The organism is Glutamicibacter sp. MNS18 (genome assembly GCF_026107515.2).
Lineage (GTDB): Bacteria > Actinomycetota > Actinomycetes > Actinomycetales > Micrococcaceae > Glutamicibacter.
The window spans coordinates 83,422-100,167 of record NZ_JAPCHW010000009.1; the positions used below are offsets into that span (position 1 = coordinate 83,422).

Below are 16,746 nucleotides of genomic sequence, written 5' to 3' on the forward strand. Positions count from 1 at the left end.
ATCCCGGCGGCCTGTTCCCGGGGAAAGCGCTGCAGTAGACTCGGCCGCATGAGCAACGATGAGGCTTCCCGCAAGGCCCGACTGCGGCGTTACCTGGACTCGGCGCGGGACGCGGTTCTCTGGAAGGCCGAGGGCCTGGGCGAGGCCCAACTGCGCCGCCCGCTGGTCCCGAGCGGAACCAGCATCCTCGGCGTCATCAACCACCTGGCTTTTACCGAGTTCGGCTATTTTTCCTATTGCATGAGCCGCCCGGTCGACAACGACCGGGCGGCTCGGCTCTTCGCCTCCGAGGATCCGATGGCCGATTTTGTTGTCGAGGCCGGGTTTTCCGGTGCCGAGGTCCTGCGCTTTTACCGCGAGGCGATCACCGCGTCCGACGCGGCCTTCGACGAGCTGCCACTGGACGCACCGGCGCACGTTGAATGGTGGGGCGAGAACGGGCACACCACACTGGAACACCTGATGCTGCACATGTGTACCGAGACAGCCCGCCATGCCGGCCACCTCGATCTGCTGCGTGAATTGCTCGATGGTCGGACCGGAATGTACCGGCAGAACGACAACCTGCCCGACTACAGCCCGGAACAGTGGCAGGAACATTACGACAGGGTGAAGGATATCGCCGACTCGGTGTAGTATCTGGACTGTTGCTTCACGAGATGCGGCGCCAAGCTCCGACTGGCCGCACACCAACCCCAGGTTCATGGGTGGTTCGGATGACGAAGCGGTCTGCGAGGCGATCCCCTCGTGGGCAAGAGCTACCTCGAAAGGCCTCGGCCACCGTGTCCACCCTCCGCGTTCTGCCCATCATCGACCTGAATACCGGCCGCCTGCAATTCAGGCTCCACGGGCAATGGGTTGTGTACTACACGGATCGTCCCCGCGAACTGCTGCGAGTCCTGGCCCGGAGCACCGCCCCGGCGTCCTTTGCCCCGGAGACCAACCGGCTAGTACTCACCGTGGCCGGGCGCCGCACCTCCCACGGATCCCTGGTGGCTTTTAGCCTTGCCAAATTCCCCGATCCATTCGCCCTGTCTACACTGGACGGTGATGGCAGAACGCCGGATCAATCGGCGGATGCCCCCTACCGTGTCTGACACGGTAGGAAGCTTGCTCGAGGAGATTCACGACCGTGATGACCGACAATCCGCACCCCTCCCCCACACCGGCGCAAATACGGCGGTGGCGTAAATACCTGGCGGACGAGATCGCCGAGGGCGCGATCTATCGGGAGCTGGCCGCCCGCCGCACCGGACAGGAACGCCAGGTGCTGCTCGGGCTGGCCGATGCTGAAGCCCGGCACGAGGCCCACTGGCGTGAACTGCTCGGCGCACATGCCAGGGACACCCGCCCTTCCGTGCAGCGCATGATCCTGCGTTTGCTGGCCCGCAACTTCGGCTCCGTCTTCGTCCTGGCCTTGGCCCAGCGGGCGGAAGGCGATTCCCCCTATGCCAAGGACACCGACGCCACCGCGCAGATGGTGGCGGACGAACAAGTCCACGAGGAAGTGGTGCGCGCCCTGGCCACCGCGGGGCGTTCCCGCCTGGCCGGGAACTTCCGGGCCGCGGTCTTCGGCGCCAATGACGGACTGGTCTCGAACTTCGCCCTGGTGTTGGGCATTGGTGCCACCGGTGTGGCCTCATCCTTTGTCCTGTTTTCCGGGATTGCCGGGTTGCTGGCCGGCGCATTGTCGATGGCTGCCGGGGAATTTGTGTCCGTGCGTTCCCAGCGCGAACTGCTCACCGCTTCGCGCCCCACGCAGGTCACGCTCTCCGCGGCACCCAACCTGGATCTGGAGGCCAACGAACTGGTCTTGGTCTACAAGGCACGCGGCATGAGCGACGAGGCGGCCGAGCACCGCGCGGCCGAACGCATGGGACTGTTCACCTGCGACTGCGACCCGTCGTTGTCGCTGCACCCCGAGGTCCAGGGTGAGGAACTCGAGCAGGAGCACGAGGAACTGGGTTCGGCCGGCGGCGCGGCCATCTCCTCCTTCCTGTTCTTCGCCTCCGGTGCCCTGGTCCCGATCCTTCCTTTCATCTTCGGCTTGTCCGGACTGCCCGCGATCCTGCTGGCCTCGGCCCTGGTGGGTGTGGCGCTGCTGTTCACCGGCGGTGTCGTGGGCCTGCTCTCCGGTGCCTCGCCCCTCAAGCGCGGGCTGCGCCAGCTGGCGATCGGCTGGGGCGCCGCAGCGGTGACCTACTGCCTGGGGCTGCTCTTCGGTGCCACGGCCGTCTAGCCACCGGGACCGCCGATGGTGGGAAACAGCACACCATCCACCGCCGACAACCCATTTAAGAACTCGGAGTGGCATATCGGACTCCCTCAACTTTCACCACGGCCCGGAACGTGAAACGATGAGAGGATGACCAATGCTGTGCCGCCCACCCTGGATGCCCGAGTCCTGCTCTCCTTTTTCGGGAACGGCCCGTACTTCTACGGCCAGGCCCTGGCCAAGGACCCTGAAGCCGTCACCGAGGTGGTCTTCAACCAGGATGAGGGCAGGCTCACCGGCCAGGTGGCCAAGGACGGGCACGCCTTCACCGTCGGTTTGACGCTGCTGGACCAGGGGCGCGGTTGGTTCATCAAGGACTTCGACTGCACCTGCCCCGCCGAGCAGGATTGCGAACACGGGGCAGCGCTGGCCGTGGCCGCCAACAGGATCGCCAGCCGTCCACGGGCCGCCACCCCGGTCGTCAACGACGTCGCCGGCGACTGGCAGCGCAATGTCGAGAGCTGGTTCGAGAAGACGGAGCCCATCGGGCCGGTGGGCCTCACCCGTTCGGCCACCGACCCGGTGAACCCGATGGCGTTGCAGTTCCTGCTCTTCGACATGAAGAACCAGGCGCAGCAGCAGTGGCTACCCTCGGGTACCACACAGTTCCTCAACCGCAACCAGCGTTTCCGGCTCGGGGTGCGCCCGATGGTGCGTGGCGGGGACAACCGGTGGGTCCGCGGCCAGCTGCGCTGGACCACCATCGCCTTCAAAACCTTCGGATGGAACCTGTTGCACAGCCAGCACCACTGGTTCACCCGCTTCGCCGCGCTGGCCCGTAGCAACACCCAGCTGCAGTTCAAACTCGACGAGGACTGGCTGTTCCTGGACAACTATTCCTCCTACCTGTTGTGGCCGATGCTGGCCGAGGCGCAGCAGCTGGGTATCGAGTTGCTCGGCACCAGGTCGGAGACCAGCATCCATCTCGGTGCCGATGCGACCTTCGAGCTTCGAGCCGACCGCAGCGACGGTGATTTGGTTGTGGCCGGCAACCTGCATCTGGCCGGCGCCGATCACCTCCTGGACGAGGACAGCTCGGCCGGAACCATTGCCGACCACGGATACTACCTGCAGCTTCCGGACACCGAGCAGATTTGGTTGGCCTCCAGCCGGGAACCGGTGGCACCGCAATATGCCCGTTGGTTCCTGGGTCGCCAGGTGCTGAAGGTCCCGCAAGCCGAGGAACAGGCGTTCTTCACCCGGGCCTATCCGCGGCTGGCCCGCCGCTTCCCGATGACCGCGGAATCCGGGGCCGTGCAGCTTCCTGGGCTGGAGCCTCCCTACCTGTCGATCGATATCCACTACACGACCAGCGAGGACGGCAAGGAACTGGCCCGGGTGGAATTCTCCATCCACTACCCGGGGGTTCCCGATGACCAACTGGTCCGTGACGAACCGGCCGAAACCGGGCTGCGGACGGCGCTGAACCGGGTGCTCTTCGCGCACACCGGACGCGAAAACGACACCCTGGAGACCCGGTACTTCCCCGACGATGACCTGATCGACTTCGTCTCGGAGATCCTGCCGGAGCTGCGCGCCCTGGAACAGGTCCGCATCACCGAAACCGGCATCCGCCCGGTGTACCACAAGCTCTCGGAACTGCCGCAGTTGAAGATCAACGCGGTGGATTCGGAGAAGAACGACTGGCTGGACCTGGGGCTGCTGGTCACCGTGGGCGCCCATGAGGTCCCGTTCTCCACCATTGTCGAGGCCCTGAGCAACGGGTCCATGAAGGTCAAGCTCCCGGACAACAGCTGGTTTTCGCTGGACCAGCCGCTGTTCGCCAAGCTCAAGGCGCTGGTGGACGAAGCCCAATCGCTCAATGACAAGCCGAAAAAGGGCGATGTCCAGCTCTCGGTCTTCCAAGTCTCGCTCTTCGAGGACTTCAGCGACCTTGCCCAGGGGGTCACCGGGGCCGACCTGTTTATCGGCCGGATGCGGTCCCTGCTGGATATCACCGACCACCCGGCACCATCGATCCCGCGGGGCCTGGATGCCGAGCTGCGTCCCTACCAGGTGGACGGGTTCAACTGGCTCTCACGGCTGTACCGTGGCGGTTTCGGCGGGATCCTCGCCGATGACATGGGTCTGGGCAAGACCGTGCAGACCATCGCCCTGATCCTGCATGCCCGTGAACTGCGAGCCGTCGACAGCCCGCGGGGCGCTGGGACCGCCGGGCAGGCCGAACCAGCACCATTCCTGGTGGTCGCTCCGAGTTCCGTGGTGTCGAACTGGGAGATGGAAATTCGCCGGTTCGCACCGGAACTGCGGGTCACCAGCGTTGCGGGCACCCTGGATTCGGCCGAACAGTTGCAGGAACTGGCGGTCGGTCACGATGTCATCCTGACCACCTACACGCTGTTGCGGCTGAACGATGAAATGTACTCCGAAACCACCTTCGCAGGGTTGATCCTGGATGAGGCCCAGTTCGTGAAGAACCGCTCCACCAAGGCACACCGTGCCGCGGCGGACATCCAGGCACCGTTCAAATTGGCGGTCACCGGTACCCCGATGGAGAACAACCTCGCCGAACTCGGATCGCTGCTCTCGCTGACGACCCCCTCGCTTTTCCACGGACCCACCGTCTTCAACCGCCAGTTCGCCCGCCCCATCGAGGTGCTCGGTGACCGGGAGAAACTGCGGCTGCTGCATCGGCGGATCAAGCCGTTCATGTTGCGCCGCACCAAGGAGAGTGTGGTGCTGGACCTACCGGCCAAACAGGAGCAGCAGGTGTTGGTCAGCCTCAACGAGGAGCACCAGCATGTGTACGAGACGCACCTGAACCGTGAACGCCAGAAGATCCTGAACCTGGTGGAGGATATGGATCGCAACCGTTTCACCATCTTCCAGTCGCTGACCCACCTGCGGATGCTGGCCTTGGATCCGGCGCTCATCGACCCGTCGCTCTCGCATATCCCCAGCTCGAAGCTGGACGCGCTCTTTGAACAGCTGGAGGATGTGGTCAGCGAGGGCCACCGGGCCCTGGTCTTCTCGCAATTCACCTCGTTCCTCAAGGTCTTTGCCGCCCAGTTGACCGAGCGCGGGATCGCTTTCGAGTACCTGGACGGTTCCACCCGGCACCGTTCGGAGGTCATCGAGGGCTTCAAGGAAGGTACCGCGCCGCTGTTCCTGATCTCGCTGAAGGCCGGCGGCTTCGGATTGAACCTGACAGAGGCGGACTACTGCTTCCTGCTTGACCCGTGGTGGAACCCCGCGGTCGAGGCCCAGGCCATTGACCGCACCCACCGTATCGGCCAGCAGAACCAGGTGATGGTCTACCGGCTGATATCCCAGGGAACGATCGAGGAAAAGGTGGTGGCCCTGCAGGAGAGCAAGCGCCGACTGATCTCCACGGTGATGGATGGTGCCGACGGCTTCGCCAAGGCCTTGACCGCGCAGGACATCCGGGAGCTACTCGAATAACGGGTTGGTAAAATTTGTCATGAATCCAGCCGTTTCACTGCCGGGACGGCTATATTCGTTATGCGTGCCCTGTTTCCGATCCCCCACACAGCCGGTAACGGGACATGCAACCAGGATTGCCGACAACGAGGTCCGGCAACATGAGAGAAGAATTGAAGGCGGTTATATCCGTGTCCCTGATTAGGTCGGAGACGATCGGTGCACCGAGCGATGACTGGTTCAGCGCAAAGGTCAGTACCGAACAAAATAGTGTGGTCATCGAAACCGAGCAGGAGCAGCTGGTGCTGCAGAATGTTCACCTCTTGGAAAAGATCCGCAGGGTGGTTGCCGCTTCCCTCACCGAGATCTTCTACAACCCGAAGCACCGGATGCTGTTGATCCCGGGTGCCTTCGTGGTCGTCGGTTCCTCGTTCCTCCGGGTTGATACCGACGCGGCGGCCGGCTTGCGCGACTAACCGGGCATCCGGCGGCGGGCATGGAAAAACCCCACACCCGGCTCACCGAAAGGTCAGCGGATGTGGGGTTCTCTTGTGCCTCGGTGGGCGCTACAGCAACCCTAGAGGGCTGCGTAGACCTCGCGCAGCAGGCGTGCGGTCTCCGAAGGGGTCTTGCCGACCTTGACGCCAGCGGCCTCCAGGGCTTCCTTCTTGGCCTGGGCGGTACCGGCCGAACCGGAGACGATGGCACCTGCATGGCCCATGGTCTTGCCTTCCGGTGCGGTGAAGCCGGCCACGTAGCCGACAACCGGCTTGGTGACGTTGGCCTTGATGAACTCGGCGGCACGTTCCTCGGCGTCGCCGCCGATTTCACCGATCATGACGATGGCCTTGGTCTCCGGGTCCGCTTCGAAGGCTTCCAGCGCGTCGATGTGGGTGGTGCCGATCACCGGGTCGCCACCGATGCCGATGGCGGTGGAGAAGCCCAGATCGCGCAGTTCGTACATCATCTGGTAGGTCAGGGTGCCGGACTTGGACACCAGGCCGATCGGGCCCTTGCCGGTGATGTTGGCCGGGGTGATACCCACCAGTGCCTCACCCGGGGTGATAATGCCCGGGCAGTTCGGGCCGATGATCCGGGTGATCTGCTTGCCGTTGGCGTCGACCTTGGACTGGGCCAGGGCCCAGAACTCGGCCGAGTCCTGCACCGGCATACCCTCGGTGATCACAACGACCAGGCCGATCTCCGCCTCAATGGCTTCGACAACCGCGTCCTTGGTGAACTTCGGTGGCACGAAGACGATCGATACGTCGGCACCGGTCTCGGCCTTGGCCTCGGCAACCGAACCGTACACCTTGATATCCTTGTCACCATGGGTGACGGTGGTGCCGGCCTTGCGGGCGTTCACGCCACCAACGATGTTGGTGCCTGCCTTGAGCATCAGTGCGGTGTGCTTGGTTCCCTCGCCACCGGTGATGCCCTGGACGATGACCTTCGAGTCCTTGTTCAGGTAAATGCTCATTTTTCGCTTATCCCTCTTACTTCGCTGCGTTGGCCAGCTCGGCGGCCTTGTCGGCGCCTTCGTCCATGGTGGCTGCCAGGGTTACCAGCGGGTGGTTGAAATCGGCCAGGATGGCGCGGCCTTCCTCGACGCTGTTGCCGTCCAGACGGACCACCAGCGGCTTGTTGGCTGCGTCGCCCAGGGTCTTCAGCGCACCGACGATGCCGTTGGCCACCGCGTCACATGCGGTGATGCCACCGAAGACGTTGACGAACACGCTGTTGACCTGCGGGTCGTTCAGGATGACGTCCAGACCTGCGGCCATTACCTCGGCCGAGGCGCCACCACCGATGTCCAGGAAGTTCGCTGGCTTCACGTTGCCGTGGTTTTCGCCTGCGTAGGCCACCACGTCGAGCGTGGACATGACCAGGCCCGCACCGTTGCCGATGATGCCCACTTCGCCGTCCAGCTTGACGTAGTTCAGGCCAGCTGCTGCGGCCTTGGCTTCCAGCGGATCGGCCGCATCCTTGTCTTCCAGCTCTTCGTGGGCCGGGTGGCGGACCTCGGAGGCGTTGTCGTCCAGCGACACCTTGCCGTCCAGGGCTACGATGTCACCGGCACCGGTCTTCACCAGTGGGTTGACCTCGACCAGGGTGGCGTCCTCTTCCTTGAAGACGGTCCACAGGGTCTGCAGGGTCGAAATGACCTTGTCGCGCACCTCGGCGGCGAAGCCTGCGGCGTCAACGATCTCGGCAGCCTTGGCTGCATCGATGCCGACCAGCGGGTCCACGGCAATGCGGGCCAGCGCTTCGGGGCGTTCTTCGGCGAGCTGCTCGATTTCCATGCCGCCTTCGACCGAGCACATGGCCAGGTAGTTGCGGTTGGCACGGTCCAGCAGGACCGAGAAGTAGAACTCTTCGGCGATGTCCGCGCCCTGCGCGATCATGACCTTCTTGACGGTGTGGCCCTTGATGTCCATGCCGAGGATGTTGCTGGCGTGCTCAAATGCCTCATCAGCACTCTTCGCGACCTTCACGCCGCCGGCCTTGCCACGGCCACCGACCTTGACCTGTGCCTTGACTACAACGACGCCGCCGATCTTCTCTGCGGCTGCCTTGGCTTCTTCCGGGGTGTAGGCGACGATGCCGGCAAGCACGGGAACGCCGTGTGCCTCAAAAAGATCGCGCGCCTGGTATTCATACAGGTCCACGGGTGTGTGTCCTTCGTTCGAAGTTCAAGCTGACTCGCGGCACGATGCATCAGCAGCGTGCCCAATGGAGAGCGCAGAGCAACACGTCGGCGTGAATTCCGGCGCCTTGGCCCGTGCGCATCTCTCAGACTAGCGCGACTTTCCGATAGTTCACAGTTTTACAAGCTGTAGAGAACCGTGAATGACGGAATTTCGCGCCCAGCGGCTAACGGGTGAGGTTAGAAGCACATCCCTAGGTAATGATCTCCAACGGGGCATAGCGTAACAAAAGGCGCTTTTCGGTATCCGCGAAGGCCACCTTGGCCACCGTTTTATCCCCCGCACCTTCCAGCGCGACGACGGTCCCCTGCCCAAAACTTGCGTGCTTGACCTGCTGCCCAACGGCTGGGACCACAATCGCCTTATCCTGCTGGACCCGCTGTTTGGCTACCGGTGCGAGTTTCGCAGCGGGACGGGTTGAGGTTGCCCCCGCTCCCCAGTGGCTACCGGAGTCGTACCTGCTGGTGGCGAAGTTCACTGGACCGGATGATGTTCCCCACCCGCCACCGAATGCGGAGCCCTCGCGTTTCCATTCGATCAGCGAGGCAGGAACCTCATCAAGGAACTGGCTGGCCGGGTTGTACTGGGACTGGCCCCAGAGGCTGCGCTGCTCCGAACGGGTCAGGTATAACCGCTCACGGGCGCGGGTGAGCCCGACGTAGGCCAACCGGCGCTCCTCGGCCAGTTCCTTGTCGTCGGTCAGTGAGCGCTGGTGCGGGAAGATGCCGTGTTCCATGCCGGTGAGGAAAACCACCGGGAATTCCAGTCCCTTGGCGGTGTGCAGGGTCATCAAGGTGACCATGCCCTCACGTTGGGCCATGGCCACACCTTCCTCGTCGCTGGGGGCTTCGGGGATCTGGTCGGCGTCTGCCACCAACGCCACCCGTTCCAGAAAGCCTTCCAGGCCGCCCTCTGGTTCCTCGTTGACGTAGTCACGCACCACAGCCACCAGTTCGGCCAGGTTCTCCACCCGGGATTCGTCTTGCGGGTCGTTCGACGCACGCAGGGTCTCCAGGTAACCGGTCTGTTCCAGGACCGCTTCCAGTGCCTCGGCCGGACCGGACCCTTCGGCGACAGTTTTCAGGTCGTCCATCATCGAACAGAAGGCCGCGATCATCTTGATACCGCGGGTCCCCAGCCCGGGGGCCTCATCGGCACGCTGCAGTGCCTCCATGAAGGTGGTTCGGTCACGGTCCGCCAATGCGGCCACCGCTCCTTCCGCCCGATCCCCGATACCCCGTTTGGGTTCGTTGAGGATCCGGCGGACATTGATGTCGTCATCGGGGTTGACCAGCACCCGCAGGTAGGCCAGTGCGTCCTTGATTTCCTTGCGGTCGTAGAAGCGGGTGCCGCCGACCACGCGGTATTTCAGATCCACCCGCATCAGTTGCTCTTCCAAGGCACGGGATTGGGCATTGGTACGGTAGAAGATCGCCACATCCCCGGGACGCACATTGTCCTCGTCGTTCAGCCGGAGGATTTCCTCGGCAATCCACCGGGCTTCATCCGATTCTGATTCACCGACGTAACCGGTGATCAGTTCGCCATCCCCGCTGGCCGTCCACAGTCTCTTGTCGTTGCGGTCCGGGTTGCGCTTGATGACTTCGTTAGCCGCCGAAAGGATGTTCTGCGTGGAACGGTAGTTCTGTTCCAGCTTGATCGTGGCCGCGTCCGGGTAGTCCTTCTCGAATTCCACGATATTGCGGATATCCGCGCCACGGAAGGCGTAGATCGATTGGTCCGAATCGCCCACGACGGTCAGTTCGCCCGGCGGTGTCAACCCGTCCGGGCCCGTCAGTTCGCGCACCAACGAGTACTGGGCGTGGTTGGTGTCCTGGTATTCGTCAATCAACACATGCCGGAAGCGCCTGCGGTAGTTGTCGGCCACCGCGGGAAAGGCCCGGAACATGTAGACCACCTGGGCGATGAGGTCGTCAAAGTCCAGGGCGTTGGCCGAACGCATCCGTTGGGTGTAGCCGCGGTACACCTCGGCCACGGCCCGCGAGAAGGGGTCGTTGGAGCTGACAGTGGCGGCGAAATCCTCGTCGTCGATCAGTTCGTTCTTCAGCGAGGAGATCTTGTGTGCGATCGCCTTGGGGGTGAACCGCTTGGGGTCAAGGTCCAGGCCCTTGGCGATCATGGTGATCAGTCGAAGACTGTCGGCCGAGTCGTAGATGGAGAAACTGGATTTCAGCCCGATGGTCGCCGCTTCGCGGCGCAAAATCCGCACGCAGGATGAGTGGAAGGTGGAGATCCACATCTTCTTGGCCCGGTCTTCGCCAATCAGTTCTCCGGCGCGCTCACGCATTTCGGCGGCGGCCTTGTTGGTGAAGGTGATTGCCAGGATCTCATGTGGCCGGGCACGTCCTGTCGCCAGCAGGTAGGCGATGCGGTGGGTCAGCACCCGGGTTTTGCCGGAGCCCGCCCCGGCTATGATCAAGAGCGGCCCGCCGTGGTACTGCACGGCCTGCGACTGTTGCGGGTTCATTCCGGTCAACAGCTCATCAGCGTTGGGCAGCACTTTGGCCGCCGGTTCGGGGGTGAAGTCATCGAAAAGGAAGTCCATGGTCTTTTCAGTCTACGTCGCGACCCGGACACTTGCCGTGATGCGCCCGGCATAATGGGAGTATGGCCAAGAAGATCAGGAAGTCCAAAGAGTACCGCAAGCCCTCCCAATACGGGCAGCGGCCTGCGCCGACAGTGAATCCGACGACAGAACGTACCGAAGCCAAGGCCCAGTCCAACGCCATGATCCTGGTGTCAGCCGGTTTGGTCACCTCGATCCTGTTGTTCGTCTACTACCATTTCTGGACCATGGGGCAACTGGCGGACCTGGCCAACGGACTGCCCATGCCCGATCAGCGCGCCTTCGGTTTCACTCTCGAAGAGGTCAATGATCTACGCTTGGCGATGGATGCGGACGCGACTGGCCAACTGGCCTATGTGCACCGTACCGTGGGCCTGTTCTTCCCGTTGCTGTTCGGGTTCTTCAGCCTGTTGACCCTGGGGCAGTGGGTGACTAAGCGCAGGAATCGTTGGCTCGCGTGGACCGCCCCGATGCTCTTTGTCATCGTTGATTTGTGGAGCAACCAGGCCATTGATGCGCTCTTCGGCACGGATATCGACGCGTCAGCGGTGGCGTTGGCATCCACGTTGACGGTCATCCGCTGGCTACTACTGGCCATCACGACCCTGAGTATCCTGGTCATTGGGGTGCGCCGGTTCATCCGCACCTTCAAGCGGAAAATGACCGAAGCCCAGGAACAGAACGATGCCTAGCCTGAGCGTGAATGTCCCGACCACGGGAATTTACGGACAGCCGGAGGGATACGATAGTCTAGTTTGTGCGCATGGCGCGGTTCGCCTCTGTAGCTCAGTAGGATAGAGCGACCCTCTCCTAAAGGGTAGGCCGTCGGTTCGATTCCGGCCAGGGGCACATCAAAAAACCGCATCGGACCAAGTCCGATGCGGTTTTTCATGCTCATCGGGTGCTTTGTCCCGGTTCCCGCTAGCGCAACAGCAGGGCCGTGGCCTTGGGTGACAAGGACGCATCCATGACCGCGCATGCACCGCCGATGGCTCCGACCTTTGACCCCAGTGCCGAGGTGCGAGTTTCGATCTCATGCACGGCACGCAATGCGAAACGCCGGCTGATCGCCTCGGTAATCGCTTCTTCGCTGATCTCCTTGACCTCTTCCCACTGCGGGCCGCCGAACACGATCTGGCCGATATCCAGGGAATTTGCCAGCTGACCGACAACCTCGCCGACCTTGCCCATCGAATCCTTGATCAGCCCCACGGCGATCTCGTTGCCGTCCTTGGCCAGTGAGGTCAGGTGGTTCATGCCCTCGGAGCGCTGCTCTGGACCCATGTCATCGCTGTATGGCAGATCCAGCCCGCGTTCCTTGGCTTGCTTCGCCACGAACTCGTAGGAGGTGCCTGCAGCCAAGCAATCGTCCGTCCCGCATTCTTCGCAGTACATCGATTTCTGGCCGGTGGAGTAGTGACCGATTTCGCCGGCGTTGTTGCTCGATCCACGATGCACATCGGAGTCCAGCACGATGCCAGCACCGAATCCATGGCCGCAGTAGACGAAGACGAAGTCCTCGGTCTTTTCTTCCTTCGATTGCCACAGTTCGCCGATCGCCGAGGCGATGGTGTCCTTTTCGATGATCACCTGCAGGCGCAACATCTTGCGCAAAGGTGCCACGATATCCACATCTGCCCAACCGTCAAGCAAGGGCGGGTTGAGCACCACGCCGTCTTCGACGTTGACCGGCCCGGGCACGGCAATGCCGATGCCGACAATGTGCTTCTTGGGAATCCGGACTTCCGCGATGAGTTCCTTGACGGTTGCGCCCATCAGCTCGATGGTCTCCCCAGCCACCTCGAGGTTTGGGACATCGATCCTTCGTTCGCGGATTACCTCGCCACGCAGGTTCATCACCACGAAGGTCAGCACGCTCGGATCCAAGTGGATTCCTATGGACACCAGTCGGTTGCCCTCGAGTTCCAACACGGTACGAGGCTTGCCCGGCCCCGAGACGATGGTGCGGTCTTCGCGCACAATACCGTCATCGAGCAAGCGGCGAACAACATTGGAAATTGTTTGTGGCGACAGGCCGGTAGAACCTGCCAATTCGACACGACTGATTCCATCCGGTGCCCGTCGTATCGATTCAAGGATGACTGCTTGGTTGAAGTCTCCCAAACGTCCTAAGTTAGTGCCCCGTCGCATTTGCGCTCCATTGGTCTATAAAGTTGATGGATCGACCCTTTCAAATCTGCCAAATTCCCAAACATGCTATTCACTACACAAAGTGCGAGTTCGTAAGTGACCAGTTAGTTTGAATAAGGTAGTTGAAGATCCATAAATGCACGTTACCACCACAGGACCGTTTTCTCACGCGATATCCTCGTTTCATGAGGAACTTTTTAACCGTGGCTGCTGCGTGTCTCACCAACGAAAATGACGAGATTCTACTGGTCCGCAAACAGGGCACTTCGTGCTTCATGCAACCGGGCGGAAAGATTGAGGTTGGCGAAAGCCCACAGCAAGCAATTGTGCGCGAAATTGAGGAGGAATTGGGGATTTCCTATATGCCGGGCGACCTCATTCCCGCAGGCAGTTGGGAAGGTCTGGCAGCCAATGAACCAATGACCGGTTTGCTGGCTTACCTGTTTATCGGACAGCTGAATACGACACCGAGTCCCAAAGCGGAGCTAGAGGAGCTGTTGTGGATCACTCCGCAGGCCGCCCTGCAACGCGATGACATCGCCCCACTACTGCGCGAACACGTCTTACCCGGTGTTATTGACCGGATCGCCGCACGCAGTTAGTTCGTGGCAATCCCCCATTCGATGGATAGGTATGCCGGGCGATCGCTGGCGAATTATTGGGTTCCGTTTCCGGGCAGCCTCGGGGCTTCCCGCACGGCGCGGACCGGTTTCCCAACTGCTCCCAGGTCGTAGCCTTGCCGGATTATCCTGCGTACAGGTACTGGCCCCAGTCTTCTTCCATCTGTTCCAACCCGGCCAGGAAGAGTGTACTGGTCCGCGGACACCGCGGGGTGACTCGCAGCCGCCATCCCAGCTGGGATAGCGTCTTGTCGGCCTTGCGGCTGTTGCAAGGGTAACAAGCCGCGACGAGGTTTTCCCAGCTGTTTTCGCCGCCCTTGCAGCGCGGAACTACATGGTCAATTGTGGTAGCCGGTTTGTCGCAGTAAGCGCACCTGTAGGAGTCCCTGCGCAGGACCCCACGTCGGGTTACATGGTTCAAAACACGGTGGGGACGCCGCACATACCGGTTGAGAACGATCACCGTGGGACGCGGCAGGCTGTTCTGTGCGCTTCGTACGGGTTTGTTGTCGTCTGCCGAAATGATCGTGGCCTTCTCCGCCAGAACCAGCAGTAACGCGCGGCGGAATGACACCACCGATAGCGGCTCGTATCCTGCGTTTAACACCAACGTACGCATTCATGCACTTTCCCCCGGGGCCGCCCGCGCAGTATGTACCTGATACCCCGCGGACTGCCGTTGGTCAGTCCTCTTGCTGGTAAGCCTATGCGATCAGATGTTGATTGGGGAGGGTTTTCTGGGCGCTTAGTCGATTCTTCACCCGAATTGCGTCTGTCGTTTACCGCTTAAAAGTCAATCGACCGTTACCCTGCAAACGCAGGGCAACGGTCGATTGGAAGACTGGGTCTTAGCGAGCCAGGGTGTAGTACCCGTAGAGCGGGTTCTGGGTCACCGGGTGGATGTTGGTGCCGGTGCGAGGGTTCTGGGCACCGATCATGGTGCCGCCGCCCAAGTAGATCCCCACGTGGCTACCGCCACGCTGGAACACCAGGTCACCTGGCTGCGGGTTGCTGGTGCGCACGAACTGGCCGGAGCCGAGAATCGCCGAGGTTCCGCGAGCGATGTTGATGCCGTGCTGCTTGTAGACGTACTGGACGAAACCTGAGCAGTCCCACCCGGATGGGGAGTTGCCGCCCCATACATATGGGGTTCCCTGGTACTTGGTTGCAGTCGCGGCGATCCCGGACAGCCCCTTGACCTGGGTGGTGGTTTCCTTCTTGGTGGTCTTCGGTGCGGTGGTGTTGGTGCTCTGCGTGGTGTTGCTCTGAGTCTGGTTACGGGACTCACGAGTCATCGGAGCGTTGTCATCGCTGGACACCTGGGGCGCATTATTGGACACCGGGGTCACGTTATTGGAAACTGCGATGACAACCGGCTCTGGTTCCGGCTTGGGCTCGGCGGTGAAGGTTGCCCGTTCGATTTCGAACTTGTCAGCCTTCTTCGCGGAAACCGCAACAGCCTGGACGGCTACGCGTTCTGGGTTGATGACATCAACCGGTGCAGCGGACACGTCACGTGGAGCGCTGGCCTGGCCCGGTACACCCAGGGTTACGATCAAACCGGAAGCGGCGGCAACAACTGCTGCCTGGCGGCCAACAGAGCCGGCGTTCGAGGACACGGCCTGCGAAATGGCTTCTAGCGGGTTGGTGCGTGCCGATGGGGCGCGGTGACGCCCCTGCGATTGACGCTTAGTCACAATTATTGCCTCTCCTTGATACCTGCGAGGTGAGCTGTCGGGTTCGAAGTGGAGTTACCTCGGTGGATTCGAAGTTTCCTTCTCTTCACACTTCACCCCAAGGGTTTTTGGCCTAAGCCAACCACCCGATATTTGGTTCCCCCGCCACTGCCATACGAGTTGTGTATATCTAGTCATTGCATGCTGGCAGTGTTCGGTTTACACGCAATTGCACTTCAAGATCGCCCTGAAGCACGATGACGAGCCTACATGAACTTTTTTCAATTGTCACATTTTGATCACGATATGGTGACAAAGATCGTTATAGCCAGCCAGCAGGGTTCTGGAACTGGCCGTTGGTGATCACTTCAAAGTGCACGTGACAACCGGTTGAGTTGCCGGTAGTGCCACTGAGAGCGATTACCTCGCCGCGTTCAACCTTCTGGCCAACCTTGGCAATGAGACTTGAATTGTGACTATATCCGGTTTCGAGTCCGTTACCGTGCGAAATCGTCACACGCTTGCCCGAGTGCCCTGCCCAGCCCGAAACAGTCACCGTTCCCGAGGCGGCAGCCTTGACCGGGGTGCCGCAGGCAACACCGTAATCAATGCCACTGTGGTTCATGTATCCCGCGCCGGTCGGATTCTTACGGTGGCCGAACGGGGAGGTGATCCGGTTCGAGTCCAGCGGACGATCCAGCAAGCCTGGGGAGGCAATCGTGGAAATATCTCCACCGGAGGCGGTAAGCACCTCCGAGAAGCGCTCTTCCTTCACGACCTGTTCCGAGCGATCCGAGGTCAGCGCCGCGCGTACGACCTCCACTTCGCCGTTTCCCGGGGCTTTGACGTCCACAACCGCGCTGGTGGCGGTGCGCTGGGCTTCAGCGGCGAAGGATTCAACCTCATCGCCGGAGAAGTGCGGGGTGATCGCGGCCAGGGTGAGTCCCGAGACCGCGGCGACGGCAGCCACCTTATGGGTGAAGCCCAATCGGCTCTTGGGCTGCCGGGGTGCATGCAGGGCTTCGAACAGCTTGTCTTCGACTTGTTCGGGAGCTGCACTGCCAGCGCTTGGTGCGAGAGGGATGACATTATCGGCGAACCGCGCAGCCAGATCGGCCTGCTCCGGAGCGATACCGTAACGCTGGATCTCTTCATAGCGACGGCCCGCGTGATGGCGTTCGGCCATCGGAGCCTGCTCGGTTTCGAGTGCCGAACGACGGGCACGACGACCAGCTGAGCGGCTGGTGGTATCGCGTAGAACCTCGAGAGTCGGGTCTAGCTCGACGCCCTCGGCACAACGCCGTCCGGTTGGCTTGGTGTTTGCCAA

At 61.8% G+C, this 16,746-nt stretch carries 14 protein-coding genes, 1 tRNA gene and 2 riboswitches; of the genes, 8 read left to right on the plus strand and 7 right to left on the minus strand.

Features of this window, described 5'->3' with window-relative positions; all coding sequences use genetic code 11:
• Window positions 1–48: 48 nt before the first annotated feature.
• The 5 genes from OK351_RS13310 (at window position 49) to OK351_RS13330 (ending at window position 6,153) form a co-directional block, all read left to right on the plus strand.
• On the plus strand, window positions 49–636 hold the full coding sequence (locus OK351_RS13310; protein ID WP_265159767.1) for a DinB family protein: 588 nt from the start codon (window positions 49–51) through the stop codon (window positions 634–636).
• 14 nt (window positions 637–650) lie between these two features.
• A riboswitch (SAM riboswitch) is annotated at window positions 651–764 on the plus strand.
• 18 nt (window positions 765–782) lie between these two features.
• On the plus strand, window positions 783–1,097 hold the full coding sequence (locus tag OK351_RS13315) for a hypothetical protein (RefSeq protein ID WP_265159769.1): 315 nt from the start codon (window positions 783–785) through the stop codon (window positions 1,095–1,097).
• Between the two features lie 38 nt (window positions 1,098–1,135).
• Window positions 1,136–2,239 carry a VIT1/CCC1 transporter family protein gene (locus tag OK351_RS13320; RefSeq protein ID WP_265159848.1) on the plus strand — a complete coding sequence of 368 codons (1,104 nt, stop codon included), beginning with the start codon at window positions 1,136–1,138 and terminating at the stop codon, window positions 2,237–2,239.
• 126 nt (window positions 2,240–2,365) lie between these two features.
• Window positions 2,366–5,698 carry a DEAD/DEAH box helicase gene (locus OK351_RS13325; RefSeq protein ID WP_265159771.1) on the plus strand — a complete coding sequence of 1,111 codons (3,333 nt, stop codon included), beginning with the start codon at window positions 2,366–2,368 and terminating at the stop codon, window positions 5,696–5,698.
• A 170-nt stretch (window positions 5,699–5,868) separates the two neighbouring features.
• Window positions 5,869–6,153: a hypothetical protein gene (locus tag OK351_RS13330; protein WP_265159773.1), complete on the plus strand. Its 285-nt coding sequence runs from the start codon at window positions 5,869–5,871 to the stop codon at window positions 6,151–6,153.
• 101 nt (window positions 6,154–6,254) lie between these two features.
• Here the strand turns inward: OK351_RS13330 and sucD are convergent, their stop codons facing one another.
• The 3 genes from sucD to pcrA all read right to left on the minus strand — a co-directional run bounded on the left by sucD (window position 6,255) and on the right by pcrA (window position 10,951).
• A complete protein-coding gene (gene sucD / locus OK351_RS13335) occupies window positions 6,255–7,157 on the minus strand; it encodes a succinate--CoA ligase subunit alpha (RefSeq protein WP_265159775.1) in 903 nt (300 codons plus the stop codon).
• Window positions 7,158–7,173: 16 nt separating this feature from the next.
• The gene (gene sucC, locus OK351_RS13340; RefSeq protein ID WP_265159778.1) at window positions 7,174–8,346 is read right to left on the minus strand and encodes an ADP-forming succinate--CoA ligase subunit beta; all 1,173 of its coding nucleotides are present in this window, start codon (window positions 8,344–8,346) and stop codon (window positions 7,174–7,176) included.
• A gap of 232 nt (window positions 8,347–8,578) precedes the next feature.
• Window positions 8,579–10,951: a DNA helicase PcrA gene (gene pcrA / locus OK351_RS13345; protein WP_265159780.1), complete on the minus strand. Its 2,373-nt coding sequence runs from the start codon at window positions 10,949–10,951 to the stop codon at window positions 8,579–8,581.
• A 62-nt stretch (window positions 10,952–11,013) separates the two neighbouring features.
• On the opposite strand from pcrA, the gene OK351_RS13350 reads away from it, so the two are divergent.
• Both OK351_RS13350 and OK351_RS13355 read left to right on the plus strand, forming a co-directional pair.
• Window positions 11,014–11,664, plus strand: a complete 651-nt coding sequence (locus OK351_RS13350) for a hypothetical protein (RefSeq protein ID WP_265159782.1) — start codon at window positions 11,014–11,016, stop codon at window positions 11,662–11,664.
• 83 nt (window positions 11,665–11,747) lie between these two features.
• Window positions 11,748–11,821: transfer RNA gene (locus OK351_RS13355), tRNA-Arg, on the plus strand.
• A gap of 72 nt (window positions 11,822–11,893) precedes the next feature.
• Here OK351_RS13355 and OK351_RS13360 read toward each other — a convergent pair.
• Complete coding sequence (locus OK351_RS13360; RefSeq protein WP_265159784.1) at window positions 11,894–13,123, minus strand: ROK family transcriptional regulator; 1,230 nt, start codon at window positions 13,121–13,123, stop codon at window positions 11,894–11,896.
• Window positions 13,124–13,308: 185 nt separating this feature from the next.
• On the opposite strand from OK351_RS13360, the gene OK351_RS13365 reads away from it, so the two are divergent.
• Entirely contained in the window at window positions 13,309–13,725 is a 417-nt protein-coding gene (locus tag OK351_RS13365; RefSeq protein ID WP_265159785.1) for an NUDIX hydrolase, read from the plus strand.
• Between the two features lie 142 nt (window positions 13,726–13,867).
• Here the strand turns inward: OK351_RS13365 and OK351_RS13370 are convergent, their stop codons facing one another.
• The 3 genes from OK351_RS13370 to OK351_RS13380 all read right to left on the minus strand — a co-directional run bounded on the left by OK351_RS13370 (window position 13,868) and on the right by OK351_RS13380 (window position 16,746).
• Complete coding sequence (locus tag OK351_RS13370) at window positions 13,868–14,362, minus strand: HNH endonuclease (protein WP_265159787.1); 495 nt, start codon at window positions 14,360–14,362, stop codon at window positions 13,868–13,870.
• Between the two features lie 229 nt (window positions 14,363–14,591).
• A complete protein-coding gene (locus OK351_RS13375) occupies window positions 14,592–15,440 on the minus strand; it encodes a C40 family peptidase (RefSeq protein WP_265159790.1) in 849 nt (282 codons plus the stop codon).
• Window positions 15,441–15,444: 4 nt separating this feature from the next.
• Window positions 15,445–15,616, minus strand: a riboswitch (cyclic di-AMP (ydaO/yuaA leader).
• A gap of 125 nt (window positions 15,617–15,741) precedes the next feature.
• Window positions 15,742–16,746, minus strand: a complete 1,005-nt coding sequence (locus OK351_RS13380) for a M23 family metallopeptidase (RefSeq protein ID WP_265159792.1) — start codon at window positions 16,744–16,746, stop codon at window positions 15,742–15,744.

Coding starts and splice junctions, on each gene's coding strand:
- OK351_RS13350 (WP_265159782.1), top strand. CDS start 11,014: ATGGCCAAGAAGATCAGGAAGTCCAAAGAGTACCGCAAGCCCTCCCAA.
- OK351_RS13360 (WP_265159784.1), bottom strand. CDS start 13,123: ATGCGACGGGGCACTAACTTAGGACGTTTGGGAGACTTCAACCAAGCA.
- sucD (WP_265159775.1), bottom strand. CDS start 7,157: ATGAGCATTTACCTGAACAAGGACTCGAAGGTCATCGTCCAGGGCATC.
- OK351_RS13365 (WP_265159785.1), top strand. CDS start 13,309: ATGAGGAACTTTTTAACCGTGGCTGCTGCGTGTCTCACCAACGAAAAT.
- OK351_RS13320 (WP_265159848.1), top strand. CDS start 1,136: ATGACCGACAATCCGCACCCCTCCCCCACACCGGCGCAAATACGGCGG.
- pcrA (WP_265159780.1), bottom strand. CDS start 10,951: ATGGACTTCCTTTTCGATGACTTCACCCCCGAACCGGCGGCCAAAGTG.
- OK351_RS13325 (WP_265159771.1), top strand. CDS start 2,366: ATGACCAATGCTGTGCCGCCCACCCTGGATGCCCGAGTCCTGCTCTCC.
- OK351_RS13370 (WP_265159787.1), bottom strand. CDS start 14,362: ATGCGTACGTTGGTGTTAAACGCAGGATACGAGCCGCTATCGGTGGTG.
- OK351_RS13310 (WP_265159767.1), top strand. CDS start 49: ATGAGCAACGATGAGGCTTCCCGCAAGGCCCGACTGCGGCGTTACCTG.